The sequence below is a fragment of the Jatrophihabitans lederbergiae genome (genome assembly GCF_031845305.1).
In the GTDB taxonomy this organism is placed as follows: domain Bacteria; phylum Actinomycetota; class Actinomycetes; order Mycobacteriales; family Jatrophihabitantaceae; genus Jatrophihabitans_A; species Jatrophihabitans_A lederbergiae.
On record NZ_JAVREH010000027.1, the window covers coordinates 31,577 to 48,301 of the forward strand.

At 67.7% G+C, this 16,725-nt stretch carries 17 protein-coding genes; 6 read left to right on the plus strand and 11 right to left on the minus strand.

The genetic code is table 11. The features are described 5' to 3' along the window. Positions 1-142 precede the first annotated feature (142 nt). The 4 genes from RM423_RS16795 (at position 143) to nagA (ending at position 4,624) form a co-directional block, all read left to right on the plus strand. A complete protein-coding gene (locus RM423_RS16795) occupies positions 143-1,471 on the plus strand; it encodes an extracellular solute-binding protein (protein WP_311424197.1) in 1,329 nt (442 codons plus the stop codon). A gap of 119 nt (positions 1,472-1,590) precedes the next feature. Continuing rightward, positions 1,591-2,553 carry a carbohydrate ABC transporter permease gene (locus RM423_RS16800; RefSeq protein WP_311424198.1) on the plus strand — a complete coding sequence of 321 codons (963 nt, stop codon included), beginning with the start codon at positions 1,591-1,593 and terminating at the stop codon, positions 2,551-2,553. Further along, positions 2,550-3,494: a carbohydrate ABC transporter permease gene (locus RM423_RS16805; RefSeq protein ID WP_311424199.1), complete on the plus strand. Its 945-nt coding sequence runs from the start codon at positions 2,550-2,552 to the stop codon at positions 3,492-3,494. Before RM423_RS16800 ends, RM423_RS16805 begins: the two co-directional genes overlap by 4 nt. Beyond that, the gene (gene nagA / locus RM423_RS16810) at positions 3,491-4,624 is read left to right on the plus strand and encodes an N-acetylglucosamine-6-phosphate deacetylase (protein WP_311424200.1); all 1,134 of its coding nucleotides are present in this window, start codon (positions 3,491-3,493) and stop codon (positions 4,622-4,624) included. The genes RM423_RS16805 and nagA overlap by 4 nt, the downstream gene beginning before the upstream one ends. A gap of 190 nt (positions 4,625-4,814) precedes the next feature. Here the strand turns inward: nagA and RM423_RS16815 are convergent, their stop codons facing one another. Continuing rightward, positions 4,815-6,302, minus strand: coding sequence for a glycoside hydrolase family 18 protein (locus RM423_RS16815; RefSeq protein ID WP_311424201.1), 1,488 nt, complete (start codon positions 6,300-6,302; stop codon positions 4,815-4,817). A 201-nt stretch (positions 6,303-6,503) separates the two neighbouring features. Between RM423_RS16815 and RM423_RS16820 the strand changes: the two genes are divergently transcribed. Beyond that, the gene (locus RM423_RS16820; protein WP_311424202.1) at positions 6,504-6,779 is read left to right on the plus strand and encodes a DUF3072 domain-containing protein; all 276 of its coding nucleotides are present in this window, start codon (positions 6,504-6,506) and stop codon (positions 6,777-6,779) included. Between the two features lie 106 nt (positions 6,780-6,885). Next, the gene (locus tag RM423_RS16825) at positions 6,886-7,518 is read left to right on the plus strand and encodes a hypothetical protein (protein WP_311424203.1); all 633 of its coding nucleotides are present in this window, start codon (positions 6,886-6,888) and stop codon (positions 7,516-7,518) included. 7 nt (positions 7,519-7,525) lie between these two features. Here the strand turns inward: RM423_RS16825 and RM423_RS16830 are convergent, their stop codons facing one another. From RM423_RS16830 to RM423_RS16875, 10 genes are all read right to left on the minus strand, one after another. Further along, entirely contained in the window at positions 7,526-7,918 is a 393-nt protein-coding gene (locus RM423_RS16830) for a PPOX class F420-dependent oxidoreductase (RefSeq protein ID WP_311424204.1), read from the minus strand. A 95-nt stretch (positions 7,919-8,013) separates the two neighbouring features. Beyond that, positions 8,014-8,505 carry a hypothetical protein gene (locus tag RM423_RS16835; protein ID WP_311424205.1) on the minus strand — a complete coding sequence of 164 codons (492 nt, stop codon included), beginning with the start codon at positions 8,503-8,505 and terminating at the stop codon, positions 8,014-8,016. Then, positions 8,502-8,876 (minus strand): response regulator, encoded by a 375-nt coding sequence (locus RM423_RS16840; RefSeq protein WP_311424206.1) that lies wholly within the window; start codon positions 8,874-8,876, stop codon positions 8,502-8,504. The genes RM423_RS16835 and RM423_RS16840 overlap by 4 nt, the downstream gene beginning before the upstream one ends. Beyond that, positions 8,857-9,378 carry a chemotaxis protein CheX gene (locus tag RM423_RS16845; protein ID WP_311424207.1) on the minus strand — a complete coding sequence of 174 codons (522 nt, stop codon included), beginning with the start codon at positions 9,376-9,378 and terminating at the stop codon, positions 8,857-8,859. The genes RM423_RS16840 and RM423_RS16845 overlap by 20 nt, the downstream gene beginning before the upstream one ends. Continuing rightward, complete coding sequence (locus tag RM423_RS16850) at positions 9,378-9,776, minus strand: response regulator (protein WP_311424208.1); 399 nt, start codon at positions 9,774-9,776, stop codon at positions 9,378-9,380. Before RM423_RS16850 ends, RM423_RS16845 begins: the two co-directional genes overlap by 1 nt. Further along, entirely contained in the window at positions 9,773-10,600 is an 828-nt protein-coding gene (locus RM423_RS16855) for a CheR family methyltransferase (RefSeq protein ID WP_311424209.1), read from the minus strand. Before RM423_RS16855 ends, RM423_RS16850 begins: the two co-directional genes overlap by 4 nt. Continuing rightward, complete coding sequence (gene cheB / locus RM423_RS16860) at positions 10,597-11,724, minus strand: chemotaxis-specific protein-glutamate methyltransferase CheB (protein ID WP_311424210.1); 1,128 nt, start codon at positions 11,722-11,724, stop codon at positions 10,597-10,599. The genes RM423_RS16855 and cheB overlap by 4 nt, the downstream gene beginning before the upstream one ends. A 43-nt stretch (positions 11,725-11,767) precedes the next feature. Continuing rightward, on the minus strand, positions 11,768-14,014 hold the full coding sequence (locus RM423_RS16865; RefSeq protein WP_311424211.1) for a methyl-accepting chemotaxis protein: 2,247 nt from the start codon (positions 14,012-14,014) through the stop codon (positions 11,768-11,770). Further along, a complete protein-coding gene (locus tag RM423_RS16870) occupies positions 14,011-14,508 on the minus strand; it encodes a chemotaxis protein CheW (protein WP_311424212.1) in 498 nt (165 codons plus the stop codon). The genes RM423_RS16865 and RM423_RS16870 overlap by 4 nt, the downstream gene beginning before the upstream one ends. Then, positions 14,505-16,589: a chemotaxis protein CheA gene (locus RM423_RS16875; protein ID WP_311424213.1), complete on the minus strand. Its 2,085-nt coding sequence runs from the start codon at positions 16,587-16,589 to the stop codon at positions 14,505-14,507. Before RM423_RS16875 ends, RM423_RS16870 begins: the two co-directional genes overlap by 4 nt. Positions 16,590-16,725 lie beyond the last annotated feature (136 nt).

A 16,725-nucleotide genomic window follows, 5' to 3' on the forward strand; every position in this document is an offset into this window, starting at 1 on the left:
GCGGGCTCGTCAAGCTCTCAGGTAAGCAGCGGGTGTCGGTCTGGTAACAGCACGCCGGGCTGGTCGTAACCCCTTGACACCCCGAATGGTCTAGGCCAATACTGTGCAAAATTCGTCTATACCAATCTCGAAGGAGACGGTCGTGAATCGCAGACTCAGCTGCGCAGCGGTCCTGGCGGCGTCCCTGGCCCTGGCGGTCAGCGCGTGCAGTTCCAGCAAGTCGTCGTCCACCACCAGCCAGAAGGACGACAGCGTCCTCAGCACAGACGGCAAGGGTAAGACGGTGACGGTCTGGCTTCAGAGCGACGCGCAGAAGGGCTGGCCGGCTGTCGTCAAGCAGGCCAACGACCGCTTCGAGGCCGCGACCGGGGCCAAGGTGAACGTGCAGTGGCAGCAGTGGTCGAACTACACCACCAAGCTGGACTCCACCTTCGCCGGCACCACCGCCATTCCGGACGTCGTCGAGCTCGGCAACACCCAGACGGCGTCCTACATCGCCGGCGGCGCGTTCGCCGACCTCACCTCGGCCAAGAGCAAGTTCGACAACTCCGGCAACTGGCTGCAGGGCCTGACCGACTCGGCGACCTCACCCGAGGGCAAGCTGCAGGCGGTGCCGTACTACGCCGGCAGCCGGGTCGTCATCTACCGCAAGGACCTCTTCAAGAAGGCCGGCATCACCGCGGCGCCGGCCACGCTGGACGAGCTGAACTCCGACCTGGACAAGGTCAAGGCCGCCAACGCCGGCGACCCGCACTTCTCCGCCTTCTACATGCCGGGCAAGTACTGGTACGCCGCGATGTCCTTCGTCTACGGCGCCGGCGGCAAGATCGCCGCCAAGGACGGCGGCAAGTGGGTCGGCGGCCTCGAGAGTTCTGAGGCGCAGCAGGGCCTCGCCGAGTGGCAGAAACTGGCAACCACGTACTCCGTGGGCGGCACCACCAAGGACGAGGCCGACCAGGACGCGATCATGGCCCAGGGCCACACCGGCGCGATCCTCGGCAACGGCTGGGAGGTCGGCTCCATCACCGACCCGAAGACCGGCAAGCCGGCACTGGCCCCGGACCTCGGCACCTTCCCGGTCCCGAGCGCCACGGCCGGTAAGTACACGCCGTCCTTCCTGGGCGGTTCGGACCTCGCCGTGCCGCAGAAAGCCTCGAACGCCGGGCTCGGCGCGACCTGGATCAAGTACTACACCGACAGCACCAGCCAGACCGCGCTCGCGAAGTTCGCGATTCCGAACGCCACCTCGCTGCTGAACGTCTACGAGGCCGCAGGTGCCGCCAACAAGTCGACCGGCGAGGCCGCCAAAGACACCTGGTTCGTGCCGAACACGCCGAACTGGGCGAACGTGGAGTCCGGCAACGTGCTGCAGAACATGCTCGAGTCGATCGCCTCGGGCAAGGCCACCATCGCCGATGCCACGAAGGCAGCGGACGCTCAGATCGCGACCACGCTGAACGCCGGTAGCTGATCCCTCGGCGGCTCCGGCGCGCGGACTCTCCCGCATTCCGCGCGCCGGCCGCCCGAGCTGCGTTCGGCGGCTGACCGCACGCTCCCGCTCCACCTGCGCCGAAGACAGGAGTCAGCCAGATGACCGAGACCCCGGTTCCGGCGCCACTGATCGGTCGCCGGTCGCGCCGGCGCAGCGGTGGCCACCGTTCGGGCGGCCTGCCGTACCTGCTGATCCTGCCGGCGTCGCTGGTGCTGGCCGCGGTCGCCGCCTGGCCACTGGTCAAGATCATCCAGCTGTCGCTGCAGAAGCAGCAGTCCGGAAAGTTCGCGCTCTTCCACAGCGGCGGCGCGACCCCGTTCGTGGGGCTGAAGAACTTCACCGGCGTGCTGTCGGACTCGACCTTCTGGACGGTGCTGACCCGGACGGTGGTCTTCACCGCGATCAACGTGGTGCTGAGCCTGCTGGTCGGACTGGCGATGGCAATCCTGCTGAACCGGGTGTCGACCTGGGCCAGGCTCGTCCTGACCGGGGTGCTGCTGTTCGTCTGGGCGGTGCCCTCGACCGTGTCCACGCAGGTTTTCTACTGGATGTTCAGCAGCCAGTACGGCGCCGCCAACTACGTTCTGAACGCCATCCCGGGTGTGCACATGCAGGGCCACGACTGGTTCGCCGACCCACACCAGGGCCTGGCGGTGGTGACCGCGGTGGTGATCTGGGGCGCGATCCCACTGCTCGCCATCTCGCTGCACGCGGGCATCACCCAGGTGCCGAAAGAGATCCTGGAGGCCGCCCGCGTCGACGGCGCCGGCGCCTGGCAGGCCTTCCGCAGCGTGACGTTGCCGTTTCTCACCCCGCTGCTGGTCATCCTCACCACGCTGTCGGTGATCTGGGACTTCGGCGTGTTCAACCAGATCTGGTTCATGCGCGACGGCCATCCGGAACCCGGCTACCAGACACTGGGCATCTATATGTACTCCCAGGGCGTCGGCAGCAGCCACTACAACCTCGGCGCGACCGTCGGCGTGCTGATGATGCTGTGCCTGCTCGTGGTGATGGTCTTCTACATCAAGCAACTCTTCCGGATCGGAGATGCGGAATGACCACCGTGACGAGCTCGTCCGACATCTCTCCGGTGAGCACCGGTCCGGTGGCCGGGCGCGGCGCCACGGTGGCCACCACGCCGCGGATTCCGGCCCGGCGCAGGCGCTCCCGCCGGACGTACGCGACCTGGGGCTGGAACACCCTGGCGATGGTGCTCGCGGCCGTCCTGGGCTTTCCGATCTACTGGATGCTGGTCACCTCGTTCAAGACCAGCTCCGACATCAACGCGCTCACGCCGCAGTTCTGGCCGAAGCACCCGACCCTGCGGGCGTTCAGCGAGGTCGTGCACGACCCGACGTTCCGTGCCGACCTGCGTAACAGCGTGGTGATCACCCTGGCCGCGGTGCTGATCAGCATTGTCATCGGCTTCTTCGGAGCGCTGGCCATCGCGCGGTTCCGGTTCGCCGGCCGCAAGGTGTTCATCTTCGTGGTGCTGATCGTGCAGATGATCCCGCTGCTGGCGCTGACCATTCCGATGTCGCTGCTGCTGGACAGGCTCCAGCTCAAGAACACCCTGATCGGTGTGATCATCGCGTACCTGATGTTCACCATGCCCTACACCGTCTGGACATTGCGGACGTTCATCGCCAACATCCCGAGGGAGCTGGACGAGGCCGCGCTGGTGGACGGCTGCAGCCGCTGGCAGACATTCTACAAGATCATTCTGCCGCTGGTCAGCCCTGGCCTGATCGCGACCGGCGTGTACGGCTGGATCCTGGCGTGGAACGAGTTCGTGCTGGCCAACACCCTGCTGGTCGACAACAACAAGCAGACTTCCATGATCTACCTGCTGGTGTTCCAGTCCAGCCCGGTGCACGGCGCGGACTGGGGCGGGCTGATGGCGGCCGCGACGCTGACCTCATTACCCGTGGTGGTGCTCTTCGTGATCTTCCAGAGCCGGATCTCGGCCGGTCTGACGTCGGGTGCGGTGAAGGGATGACCGTTCTCACCGGCGCCCGCGTCGTCACGGCGGACGGGGTGCACGACGGCGGCTGGGTGGGGGTCGACGGAGCGCTGATCACCGAGGTCGGTACCGGACCGGTGCCGTCCGGAGCTCGCGAGGACCTTGGCGGCGGCTGGCTGGTGCCCGGCTTCATCGACCTGCACGTGCACGGTGGCGGCGGGTACGACTTCACCTCATCCGCCGACGACCTGCTGGCAGGCGTTTGCTACCACCAGAGCCGGGGGACCACCCGGACCCTGGCCTCGCTGATGGCCGGGTCGCTGGAAGCGATGTCGGAGCAGCTGAGCTGGATCGCCGACCTCGCCCGCAAGCCGGACGAGCACGGGGTACGGGTCGTCGGCGCACACCTGGAAGGGCCATTCCTGTCCTCGAACCGGTGCGGGGCGCAGAACGGCGAGCACGTGATCAGCCCGGACCGGCAGGCGATGGCCACCCTGCTCGAAGCCGGCCAGGGTTTCGTGCGCACGGTCACTCTCGCGCCCGAGCTGCCCGGCGCGCTGGACGTCATCGCCGACCTCGTCCAGGCCGGTGTGGTGGCCGCTGTCGGGCACACCGACGCCGACTACGATCAGGCCGCGGCGGGCTTCGCGGCCGGCGCCAGCCTGACCACGCACCTGTTCAACGCCATGAGGCCGGTCAACCACCGCAAGCCGGGGGCCGCCGTCGCCGCCCTGGAATCCGGGGCGGCGTTCGAGCTGATCAACGACGGGATGCACGTGCACGAGGCCGTGATCAGCCTCGCCGTCCGGTCCGGGTGTGGCAGCCTGGTGCTGGTCACGGACGCGATCAGCGCGACGGGCGTGGGCGATGGCGAGTACTCGCTCGGCGGCCTGCCGGTGACCGTGGTCGACGGCAAGGCGGTCGGCACCGTCAGCGGCTCGCTGGCGGGCAGCACCCTGACGATGGACGAGGCGTTCCGGCGGGCCGTGGTCGAGGTCGGGCTGTCCATCGAGCAGGCGGCGGAGTCGTCGTCGGGCAACCCCGCCCGGGTGCTCGGGCTGGCCGACCGCTGTGGCCGTATCGCGGCAGGACTCGACGCGGATCTGGTGCACCTGGACGAGGAGTTCCGGTTGCGGCGGGTGATGGTCGGCGGTCGCTGGCTCTAGCGGCTACGACGCGCGCATCGATCCGTACGCGCTGTCCCGCAGGGACGCCGACGCTGATGTGCACTACCGGTGACCTGGGTAAACAAGCAGCTCCCGCCTGACCGAGAACCAGTGGGCGATGCGCTCTGTTGTGCACCGCGGCGCTGGAACGTTCAGGCGGGAGCCGTCATACCGCAAAACCTACTCGCAGCTATCGACCGAACACACTCAGGCCCTTGGTCAGGGCGCCGGTGAGCTCGTTGTTCGAGTCGGCGGAGAGGTCCCACACCGACGCGCCGGCCAATCCCCGGACGCCGATGTACAGCGCCTTCTCGTACACCTCGCGCGGATTCTGCATCGACCAGAACGTCTTGGTGGTGGGGTTGTACAGCCAGCTCGCCTGCGTGATCGGGTCGGTGTGCCAGGTGTAGCCCGGCTGGTTCACGATCTCGTAGTAGTCGGTGGTGCCCGCCGGGTCGGTGCCGTCCAGGCCTGCCAGCTCGGTGCCCTGCTTGGTGATGTCGGGGGACTGCGCCGGCCCGGTCGCCGGTTGGTACAGGCCGGCGGTGTGGCCGGCGGGTACGCCCGTCCAGCCGTGGCCGTAGTACGGAATGCCGAGAACGAGCTTGCTCGCCGGGGCGCCGTGGCTTTCGAAGTACCGAACGGAGGACTCCACGCTGATCCGTGGCTCGGCGGTGGTGTTGGGCGAGAACGGCGAGCTGAACAGGTTCGACTCGAAGTTCGTCGCGCCCTGCGGTGTCCACGGGCCTTGGAAGTCGTAGTCCATCAGCACCTCGTCGTCGACGTAGCGGGCCAGGCCGGCGACGTCGAGATCCTTGGCGTTGGGCAGGCCGACCGGCATCTCGGTGGTCAGCCGGTACGTCGCGCCGTTCTGGTGGCCCAGGGCGTCCAGCTGCCGGCGGAATTCAGCGGCGAGCAGGGTGTAGTTGCGGGTGTCGTCCGGGCTGTAGTGATTGCCGGCCGCACCGTTGTTGTTCGCCGGGTACTCCCAGTCGAGGTCGAAGCCGTCGAAGATGCCGGCTGCCGCGCCGGGCGTGAGGCCGGGCAGGTTGCCCTTGACGAAGGTGTCGATGCACGAGGCCACGAACGCCTGCCGGGACTCCCGCGTGGCCGCGGCGTCGGAGAAGAACTTCGAGCCGGTGTAGCCGCCGAGCGACATGATCGGCCGCAGACCCGGGTACTTCGCCTTGAGCTCCCGGAGCTGCTGGAAGTTGCCGGCCAGGCCGTTGTTCCCGACCGGGTTGCCGCCGTTGACGTCAGCCAGGTAGGGGGTCTGGTAGTCGGCCCAGGCATCGACGCTCTGGCAGGTCACCGGGTTGCTCGCCGCGTCGGGAGTGGTCGTCGCGCCCTGGGCGGGCAGCACGCCGCCGAAGGCGTAGACGAGGTCGGTGAGGTTCTTGACCTCGCCTTCCTGATCGGCCTGGGCCAGGCTGAAGCCCCGGCCGTAGATGCTCCACTGCTCGAAGAAGCCCATCGCGATCTTGCGGCTGTGGGCGGGTGCGGATTTCTTCGCGGCTGGAGCCGCCGTGCTGGCTTTAGCGGTGCTGGCCTTCGCGGCGGCAGCCGCCGTGCCGGCTCTCGTCGTCGGGCTCGCTGTCGCGGCGGGTGCCACGAGAGCGAGCGGGATCAGGCTGGCGGCGCCGAGCACCACCGCGTTGCGCAATCGAAAGCGTTGCACGAGTTGCCGTCCGTCCTCGTCACAGGGCCGGGCAGAGCGGCCGGGTGCGATACGCAGGTATGGGAGGTCCGCCTCAGCGCGGGAACGACGCCACCCTAATTGGACTAGACCACTCGGTCAATAGGCGCGGGTCGGCGGTTCTGGCTCGCAACCTCTGGGGATCGCCGACACGGCGGAAGCGCGAGCGCTTAATGTGAGGGCATGAGCACTGATACCCCGAACCAATCCGGTACCTCAGACCAGCCGACCGGCGAGACCATCGGCGCCGACAGCCCCGGCAACGCCAGCACCACCGAGAAGGACCCGAGTGAGTGGGTGACCGGCGACGAGCCGATGACCGGAGCCCAGCGCAGCTACCTCGACACCCTGGCGCGTGAAGCGGGCGAGCAGCTTCCGGCCGACCTCACCAAGGCTCAGGCGTCCGAGCACATCGACCGGCTGCAGGACAAGACCGGACGCGGCGCCAGCAACAGCTGACCGGCTCCCGACGGGAGCCGCCACCGGGCCACTCGTCCCGATCTGCCCTCCCCAGCCCTGCTGAGGCGATACATTCCGGAGTCGGTGGACAACGGGAGAGGCAACGGTGGGCGTGCGAGGGCACAGCGAGGCGCAGCGGTGGGAGGCCGCGTCCCGAATGGCCGCGGGGCAGGACGACGGCAGCAACGCCGGACGGCGAAAGCGGCTGATCATCGTGGCTGTCGGGTGCGTCACCGTGTTGGCGGTACTCGGCGGCCTGGTCGGGGCTCTCCTGGCCGGCCATCATTCCCACCAGGCGGCCAGGTATCACGCGGTGCCGTTGTGGCGAGAGATTGTCGGCTCCGTGCTGATGCTCGGCGGTGCCGTTCTGGTCGTCCGTGGCTTTCGGGTAATGTGGAAGTCCGGCAACGGGCTGTTTCCTTACTTCAGCTCCCCGCTGTTCGCCTTGACCGGGGCCGAGCGGCGGCGGGTGAACAAGCAAGTAAGGGGCAAGGCCGCCGCCGACACCGAGCACCTGCCGGTGCTTCGTGAGGTCGCCGTGCGGATCTCACGGCAGCGCCGGATAACCACTATGTACGACGGCATCGTGCTGTTTGCTGCCGGTCAGGCGCTGGCGAGTTCTTCGTGGCTCAGAGTGGGGATTGCCGTGCTCTACCTCGCGTTGATGACCTTCTCGGCGGTGTGGATACGGTACGACGCGAAGCGGGCAGAGGATTTTCTGAGACGGCACCCCGCCTGAGGATGAGTCATCCCGTGCCGCCGACCTTGTCCGCCTCGATGGTGAGGATCAGCCGCGTCTGGTCGCGGCCGCCGTACCAGGGATAGGCCGTGCCGAGGTAGCGCTGGGCGAGCTGCTCGATGTGCTCGGCTCCGCCCTCGGCGCTGATGCTGGTGACCCTGCCCCGGACCTCGAAGTACCGGAACGGGCTCTCGGGATCGGACACGGTGAGGGCAACCCGGGGATCGCGCTCGATGTTGCGGATCTTCTGAAAGCCCTGAACGGTGTTGATCAGCACGTGCTCACCGTCGGTGTCCACCCAGGTCTGGGTGAGCTGCGGAGACCCGTCGGGCATGGTGGTCGCGATATAGCAGGGACTCGGCCGCTTGAGCAGTGCAAGCAACGGTTCGGGCAGCTCCATCAGAGAACTCCTGGCTTCGGCTCGGGGTAAGGCGTGTCCCCTGAATCGTGCCCGACCCGGCGGCTGGCGCTTCTTGAGGCCCACGTGCAGCGGTTTCAGGCCAGGATCATCGCCAGGCGACCCTTTCCGTAACCGGAGATGTCGATGACCAGGTCCAGCCGGTTGCCGATCGACGCCGTCAGGGCACTGACGTCGGCCGGCAGCGCCGCGCGGAGCGAGTGCATCCTGGTGATGCGCAGGTGCGGGGAGTTCGGCACGTTGAGCGTGCTCGTCAGGACGTTGAGCACCTCGTACAGGTTCTCCATCACCGCCGGGGTCGGATCGACCTCGTCGATCATGTCCTCCGCGCCGCCCTTGGGAAGCAGGCCCATCGCCGCCCCGATGAAGATGGACAGCTTGAGGTCGGTCATCGCCAGCGCGCCGAGCACGGTCTTGTCGGTGACGTACTCCGCGACGGCGGCGGGCTCGCGGGCGCCCGGATTCCACGGCTTGCCCTCGCTGATCTCGACGGTCCGTCCCAGCAAGCCGTCGAACAAGTCCTTGACGTCCTTGATGGGCGGCAGCTTCAGAGCGTTCATGGTCGTCATCGCTGGGTCGCTCCGAGCGAGGACTCGATGTGCTCGCGGAGCACGTCGGCGTTGAAGGGCTTGGCCACCAGAAAGTCCGCCCCGGACGCGCTGGCCAGTTCGCGCATCTGCGGCGAACCCTCGGACGTCACGAAGCCGAACGGGCCGGTGTAGCCCGAGGCCCGCAGTGACCGCAGCATGTCGATGCCGTTCAGCTCCGGCATGTTCCAGTTGGACAGCACCAGGTCGGGACCGAAGTCGCTGAACTGGATGAGCCCGTGGGCCCCATCGGTCGCCTCGCAGATCTCGGCGTCGCCGTATCCGGCCTGACGCAGGGTGCGAATCACGATCTGACGCATCACCCGGCTGTCATCAGCCACCAGAATTTTCATTTCTCTCTTCCCTTTTCTCGTTGTGGTTCTCTTGCTCCGACCAGACCGACACGATCAGTGGCTGGTTCTGCCAGCTCAGCTCCACCCGGGTCGTCTCCACGCAGCCCGGCAGCTGGGTGGCGTGCCCTTCGGCCCTTCCCAGAGCCACCAGGGGCAGTGACAATGCGCTCGGTCCGGGCAGCGCCGACTTGATGTTCCCGCCGACGATGTTGACGAACTCCCCTAGCGCATCGGCGACATCGGAGTCCGACAGCTCATTCGATTCCATCAGCATCAGCCTGGCGGCGACGTCGGCGGCGGCCGTCCGCGAGCACCCGATGCGGACGTGGCCGGCCCAGGCCCCGGTGATGGACACCATCGCCTCGGCGTCGGGCAACTCCGCACCCGCAGCATGTGGCGACGGCGGTTCACTGAACTCACCGAAGAGTCCGGCGCAGGTGTCGGCGACGATGGCGGCCACCGTCTGATGGCTGATCGGCGAGCGGTCGGTGCTGGTCGGCATCAGCCCACCGTCCCTTCCGGCGCGCCAGCCAGCCCCAGGATGGCGAACTTGTCCTCGAGTGCGTCCGGCGTGAAGGGCTTGATGAGGTATTCGTGCGCACCGGCGGCCAGCGCCCGGACGATCTGGCTCTGCTCGCTCTCGGTGGTGACCATCGTCAGGGTGATGTCGCGGAACGAGGCGCGGTCGCGGACTGCGGTCACGAACTCCAGTCCGTTCATCACCGGCATGTTCCAGTCGATCAGGGCCACCACCGGCAGCTCGTCGGCACCGCACCGATCGAGTTCATTCAGTGCCGCTCGGCCATCCCCCGCTTCCAGGACGTCGTAGCCCATCTTCGAGACGATCCGGGACAGCACCATGCGCATGACCCGGGAGTCGTCGACTATCAACGCCTTCATACCTCGTCCTTTCGATACGTGACGGTGTTGCCGAGCCGGACAGCGGTGAAGCCCGCGGGTGGGTTGGAGCTGGTTTCGGCCGCGCCGAGAAAGAGATAGCCACCCGGTGCGAGGTCGCGCCGCAGCCGCTCCAGGATCGCCATCCGCACGTCGATCTCGAAATAGATCAGGACGTTGCGGCAGAAGATGACATCGAACTGGCGCTGAGCCGGCCATGCGGTCGCCAGGTTCATCGTCTCGAACGTGCACCGCCTCACGATCTCGGAACTGAGCAGGTAGTCGGCCCCGTCCCGTGTGAGGTAGCGGATCAACATCGCCGCCGGCAGACCGCGATTCACCTCCAGTGGGCTGAACCGCCCGGCGCGAGCCCGATCGATCACTCCGCGCGAGAGATCAGTTCCGTGCAACTGGAGGTTCCAGCTCTTGAGCGCCGGAAACTCCGCGTCGAGCATCATCGCGATGGAGTACAGCTCCTGCCCGGTTGAGCTGGCCGCACTCCAGATCCGCAATGCCTGGCTGGTCTTTCGCCGTTCCACCAGTTCGGGAAGTACCTGCTTCTTCAGGGTGTCGAACGGGTGGATGTCGCGGAAGAACGACGTCTCGTTGGTCGTCATGGCCTCGACCACGCGATCCTTCACCATCGGCGCGCAACTCGGCCGGCGCAACTCCCGGGCCAGGCTCTCCAGGTCCGGTATGCCGATGGAGCGGGCCAGCGGTACCAGCCGGGATTCCACCAGGTATTCCTTGCCCGGCCCGATCGAGATTGCCGAGCGGTCGCGCAGGAAATCGGCGATGAAGGTGAAGTCCTCGGTGGACAGGCTCATCGGGTACCCACCGTGGACCGGACCGGCGCCTGTACGGCCGCGGCGATCGCCTGCGGGATCTCGTCCAGCGGCAGCACCGCGCGCGCCAGCCCGGCTCGCGCGACGAAGCCCGGCATGCCCCACACCACCGAACTCTGCTCGTCCTGGGCCAGTACCGAACCGCCGGCCCGGGTGACATGCTCCGCGCCGATCAGCCCGTCCTGCCCCATGCCGGTCAGCACGACCGCGAGCAGGTTGGCTCCGACGGTGGCCGCCGCGGAGCGGAACAGCACGTCCACGGCGGGACGGCACGAGTTCTCCGGTGGCCCGTCGTCCGGAACGAGCATCCGGCCTGCCGGCGTGGCTGTAACCCGCAGGTGACGGCCACCCGCGGCGAGGTAGATCCGGCCTGCCGCCAGCTCGGTCTGCTCCGTCACCTCGGAGACGGGTATAGCGCTGATGCCGTTCAGCCGCTTGGCGAACATGGTCGTGAAGATGGGTGGCATGTGCTGCACCATCACCACCGGAACCCCCAGGTCGGCTGGCAGCATCGGCAGAATCCGGGCCAGCGCATCCGGGCCGCCGGTCGACACCCCGACCACCACGAGCTGGACGACCGATCGGGACGAGCCGCGCACCGGGGGGACGACTACCGCCCGCGAAACCGGATGGGTCGGTACCGGAGGAACCGGAACCGAAGAGACCGGCGGTGCCGAACCACTGTCGCGCGCAGACGCGTGCCGGCCGCCCCACAGCTTGATGAGCGGCACCAGCGTGTCGTGCACCTGCTGGCATGCCGCCGTCCGGCTCAGCGCTTCGGTCGGTTTGGTGGCGTAGTCGACGGCGCCCAGCGAGAGCGCCGTCAACGTCGTCTCCGCACCGGTCGCCGTCAGCGCGCTGTACATGATGACCGGCAGCAGTGGCCAGCGCTCCCGGATGACGGCCAGGGTGAGCAGGCCGTCCATGTCGGGCATCTCGACGTCGAGGGTGACGACATCGGGGTTGAGCCGTTCGATCTGCTCGATGCCGACCCGGCCATCCCGCGCCGTGCCGACGACATCGACGCAACCCGATGCCTCCAGAACGGCCGTGACGGTGCGGCGGACGACGACCGAATCGTCGACCACCAGTGTTCGAATGCTCACAGGTATTGCCTTCCGGATAAACGATGGTGAAGCCAGCGTGCGACTAGTACACGAACTGGCCGACGAGGCCCTTCAGCGCGTTCGCCATTGTGGTGAGGGACGCCGCCGACTCCTGGGTGTTCTCGGCTCCGGTGTGGGTCTCCCTCGCGGCGTCGTTCACCTCGGCAATGTCGGCCGCGATGCCGTTGGCGCCGGTGGCGGCTCCGGTGACGCTGCGGGCGATCTCGTTGGTCGTCGCGGTCTGTTCTTCGACGGCCGCCGCGATGGTGGTCTGGATGTCGTTGATCTTGTCGATGATCTCGCCGATCTGGCTGATCGCGCCGACCGCGCCCTGGGTATCGGACTGGATGGCCTCGATCTTCTGGCCGATGTCCTCGGTCGCCCGGGCGGTTTCCTTGGCCAGTTCCTTGACCTCGTTCGCGACGACCGCGAAGCCCTTGCCCGCTTCGCCGGCGCGGGCCGCCTCGATGGTGGCGTTGAGGGCGAGCAGGTTGGTCTGCTGGGCGATCGAGGTGATCACCTTGATGACCTTGCCGATCTCGGCACTGGACTCACCGAGGCTGGCCACCGTGCCCCGGGCCTCACTGGCGACCCGGACCGCGGTGGTGGCGACGGTCGCCGCGGACGCCGCGTTCTTGGCGATCTCGCTGATGCTCGCGGTCATCTCTTCAGCGGCCGTGGCGACGGTCTGGATGTTCGCCGATACCTCGACGGAGGCCGACGAGGCCGAGGCCGCGCGATCCGAGGTCTGCGAGGCGCCGCTGCCCATGGTGACGCTGACCTCCGTCAGCTGCGAGGCGGATACGGCGAGGTCTTCGGCGTTCTTGCCGATCTTTCCCATGCTGTCGCGCAGATTGCCGAAGAACGAGTCGAGCCCCTCGGCGAGCTGGCCGATGGCGTCGGTTCCCGACACGGTGATCTCACGGGTCAGGTCGCCGGCAGCGGCGGCGTTGATGACGGTGAGCAGCTGGTCGACCTTGAACCCGAGCTCCGTCGTGGAGTGCTCGGCGGCGATGCGCTCGAAGGCCTGCGAGACGAGCCGGCCCACGTTGCGAAGTGCCTCCAGCCGCGCCTCGGACGGGTTCAGGACGTCGGTGGCGAAGAAATCCATCGTGCCCGTCACCTCACCGCGGATGGTGATCGGGAAGCAGACGCCGGACTTGACGCCGATGCGAGCCGCGACAGGCGCGCGGACGCAGTCGGCCATCTCACCGATGTCGGCCGTGAAGAACAGGTCCCGGGCGCGCCAGGCGCGACCGGACAGGCCAACACCCTCGCGGAAGGAGGCGGCCATGGTGACCTCGCGGAACTCAGCTCCGACATCGCCGGACTCCAGCCCGAACTTCAAGGTCTGCGACTCCCGGTCCAGCGGCCAGTACGAGCCGTAGGCCCAGCCGAAGGCGTCCCGGACGGAGGTCAGCGCGCTGCGGACGACCTCGTCCTCGCTCTGGGCCGACTGCAACTGCTTGACCAGGTTGCTCACCGCGCCGGTGTCCGCCGCCGCCTCACCGGAGACGGCGGCGGCCCGCAGCTCGGCGGTGATGACGTTCCAGGTCGCCATGGTGCCGACTCGGGCGCCTGCCTTGTCGCGGATCGCCGACAGGGTCAGGTCGAGGGTCTCGTCGCCGAGCGTGGAGCGCACCTGCCGCGGGTGTGACGAGGCGTCGTCGTCAGCTTGCGGGCCGGTGAGCAGGTCCAGCCGGCTTCCGATCGCCTGGTCCATCCGGAACGGCAGCGACGCCTCGATCAGCCGGAGGCTCGTCAGCGCGGCAGGGTTGAGGTAAGAGATCATCTCGTCGGCGTCAGCGAAAAGCATGTTGGTCGGGGTGCCGTCCATCATCGCCTCGGTGCGATCAGCCTTCTCATCGCGTGCGACTTGATCGGTCACGTCCTCAGCGGCGGCCATGGCGCCACACCAGCGGCCCTGCTCGTCGTGCACGGCGCTCACCGTCACCTCGAGAACGCCGTCGGTGGAGTTGAGGCGGAACTTCGTCGGCAGCTGTCGCACGCTGGTCAGCTCGATGCCACCCTCACTGCGCAGCAGGTTGAGGTTCATGCCGATGATCGCCTCGGGTGCGAGGTTCAGCTCGGCGAGCGCGTCCTCGAGACTGTTCAGGGTCGCCTCGTTGGCGTAGGTGATGGTGAAGTCGCAGTCGGTCAGCAGGACTCGCAGCGGCAGGTCGTCGAGCGCGGCGGTCGGTGTGGGGCCGCTGCGCCGGACCGGCTTGGCCGGCGTGCGGGCGGGTGTTTTGGCTCCGGCGCGGACGGCGGGGGTGACGATTTCGGTCATGATCTTCCTCCGGGAGTGCGGTTGGTTGAGGACACGTCTGCGGCCAGATCCGCGCCCAGGACAAGCAGGATTTCGTCGGGTAGAGCGAGTACGCCTTCGATGACGTCGCGGATGTGCGCGGGCAGCGTGGCGGGCGTCGGTTCGATGGTCGCGTTCCCGGTGTCGATGACGTCGCCGATGTCGTCGACGAGCAGGCTGACCACCTCGTTGCGGCTGGACACGATGACGTTGAGCAGTTGGTCCTCGGGACTGGACACCGGCAGGTCGAGGCGGTGGCGAAGATCGATCGCGGTGACGATCTGTCCCCGCAGGTTGATCAGCCCGCTCACCGCCTTGGGTGCTCGTGGCACCGAGGACATCAACTGGTAGCGCAGCACCTCCTGCACGCTGCGCACATCGATGCCGAAGTACAGGCCGCCGGCCCAGAACGTGCAGTATTGCCGGGACGCCGCCGAAGCGTCGGCGGGTGCGGCTGTTGCCACGGACTCACTCATCTGCGGGCTCCTAGCGCGGTGGCGACCACCGCGTCGATGTCGACCAAGTCGGTCACCCGGTCACGGACCACGGACGAGCCGAGGACGCCCGCCCGGTGCCCGACGGTGCTGTGTGACCGGGTGGTGTCCACGACGTCCACGACCCGGTCGACCACGATGCCGACCCGGTCCGCGCCGTCGCCGTGCACCACGACGGACAGGTAGTCGTTCTTGGTGGGAGCGCTGGAGAGTCCGATCGCCTCGGCCAACCTGATCAGCGGCAGGATGCCGCCGCGATACTGGGCAACCTCGATGCGGCCGGACCACTCGATACGGGCCGGGTCGAACTCCTCCAGCCGCGAGATCTCAGCCAGCGGCAACGCGGCTCGGCGGCCACCGCCCACCTCCAGGACCAGCAGCGAGACCAGGTCACTGTCGACCTTCGGCTCAGGAGCCTGTTGGACGCTGCTGGCGGTGATGCCCGAGGCGTGCGCGAGCCCGGCGATGTCGAGGATCAGCGCCACCCGGCCGTCGCCCATGATCGTGGCGCCGGCGTAGATCCGGAGGCCCTTGAGCTGGCGGCCGAGCGGCTTGACCACGATCTCCTGGGTGTCGTGCACCGCGGCGACCCGCAGACCGAAGCGCAGGTCGTCGGCCTGCACCACGACGATGGTGACGATGTCGGACGCGCTCTCCTCGTGGCCCAGCGCGCCGCCGAGCGAGATGAGCGGAACGAGGTGGCCGCGAAGCCGCAGGACCGGCGCGCCGGCCAGGGTCTTGATCTGGGACTCGATCTCGGCGCCCTCGAGCCGCACCAGTTCCACCAGGTTCGCCTGCGGAATGGCGTAGCGCTCGTCCTGCTCGCCCACGACGAGTGCCGGGATGATGGCCAACGTCAGCGGGATCCGTACCCTGAAGGTGGTGCCCAGCCCGCGCTGGCTGGTCAGGTCGACCGAGCCGCCGATGCGCTCGATGTTGGTCCGGACGACGTCCATGCCGACGCCCCTGCCGGAGACGTTGGTGACCGCCGAGGCGGTGGAGAAGCCGGGCCGGAAGATCAGGTCGAGGATCTCCCGCGGCTCCATCCGATCGAGGGCATCGGTCGAGATCACCCCGTGTTTCACGGCCACTTCGCCGATCAGGTCAGGATCGATGCCCTTGCCGTCGTCGGAGATCTCGACGACGACCTGGCCGCTCTCGTGGAACGCGCGCAACAGCAGCACGCCCTCGGGGTCCTTACCTTCCTGGCGCCGGGCGTCGGGCGTCTCGATGCCGTGGTCCAGGGCGTTGCGGACGAGGTGGGTGAGCGGGTCCTTGACGGCCTCGAGCAGGGTCCGGTCCAGCTCCGTGTCGTGGCCTTCGAGCACCAGTCGGACGTTGCGACCGAGCTGGCTGGACAGGTCCCGCACCATCCGGGGCAGCTTGGCCCATACCTGCCCGATGGGCTGCATGCGGGTGCGCATCACGTTCTCCTGCAGCTCGCTGGCTATCAGGTCGAGTCGCTGGCTCGCGCGCACCAGGTCCGCGTTGGCGTTGACGTCGGTCTGCTGCAGGATCTGGTTGCGGGTCAGCACAAGTTCCCCGACGAGTCGGACCAAGGTGTCCAGCAGTTCGACGTCCACGCGGACGGTCGTATCCACCGTGCCCCGGCGGGTGTCCTGGGGCTCCGCCGCCTCCCCGGCTGGTGACGTCGCCGGCTGGTGGGTCGGTGCTGCCGGAGTGACGGGGGCGGGTGACTGCTGTACCTCCGCCGGGCATGCTTCCGGCGCCGCTGCCGGCGCCGCAGCGGCGGCTCGCTCGTCGAGGCACTCCCTCAGCTCGGCCGTCACCGCCGTGACATCCACCGAGTCAGCCACGTCGGTGCCGGTCCTTTGGAGTACGTCCAGCAGTGCCCGGACGGCGTCGACCATATGCAGCAACGCCTCGATCCGCGCCGGAGTCAGCTGCAGTTCGTCGTCGCGCAACCGAGAGAGAAGGTTCTCGCCGACGTGGGTCAGGCTCTCGAGTCGCTGGAGCGCGAGGAAGCCGCTGGTGCCCTTGATCGTGTGAATGGTGCGGAAAATGCTGGACAGCAGTTCGCGGGAGCCAGGGTTCTGCTCCATAGAGATTAGCCCGGGGCTTTCATGGTGGCGGCGTGCCGGTGAACTGAAAAGTGCTCCAGGTCAACGATGATCGAGGTTCTTGAGGCCAGATCGTCGTCAACAAGGAGCACCTTCAGGGTGAAGAATATCGGTTTGT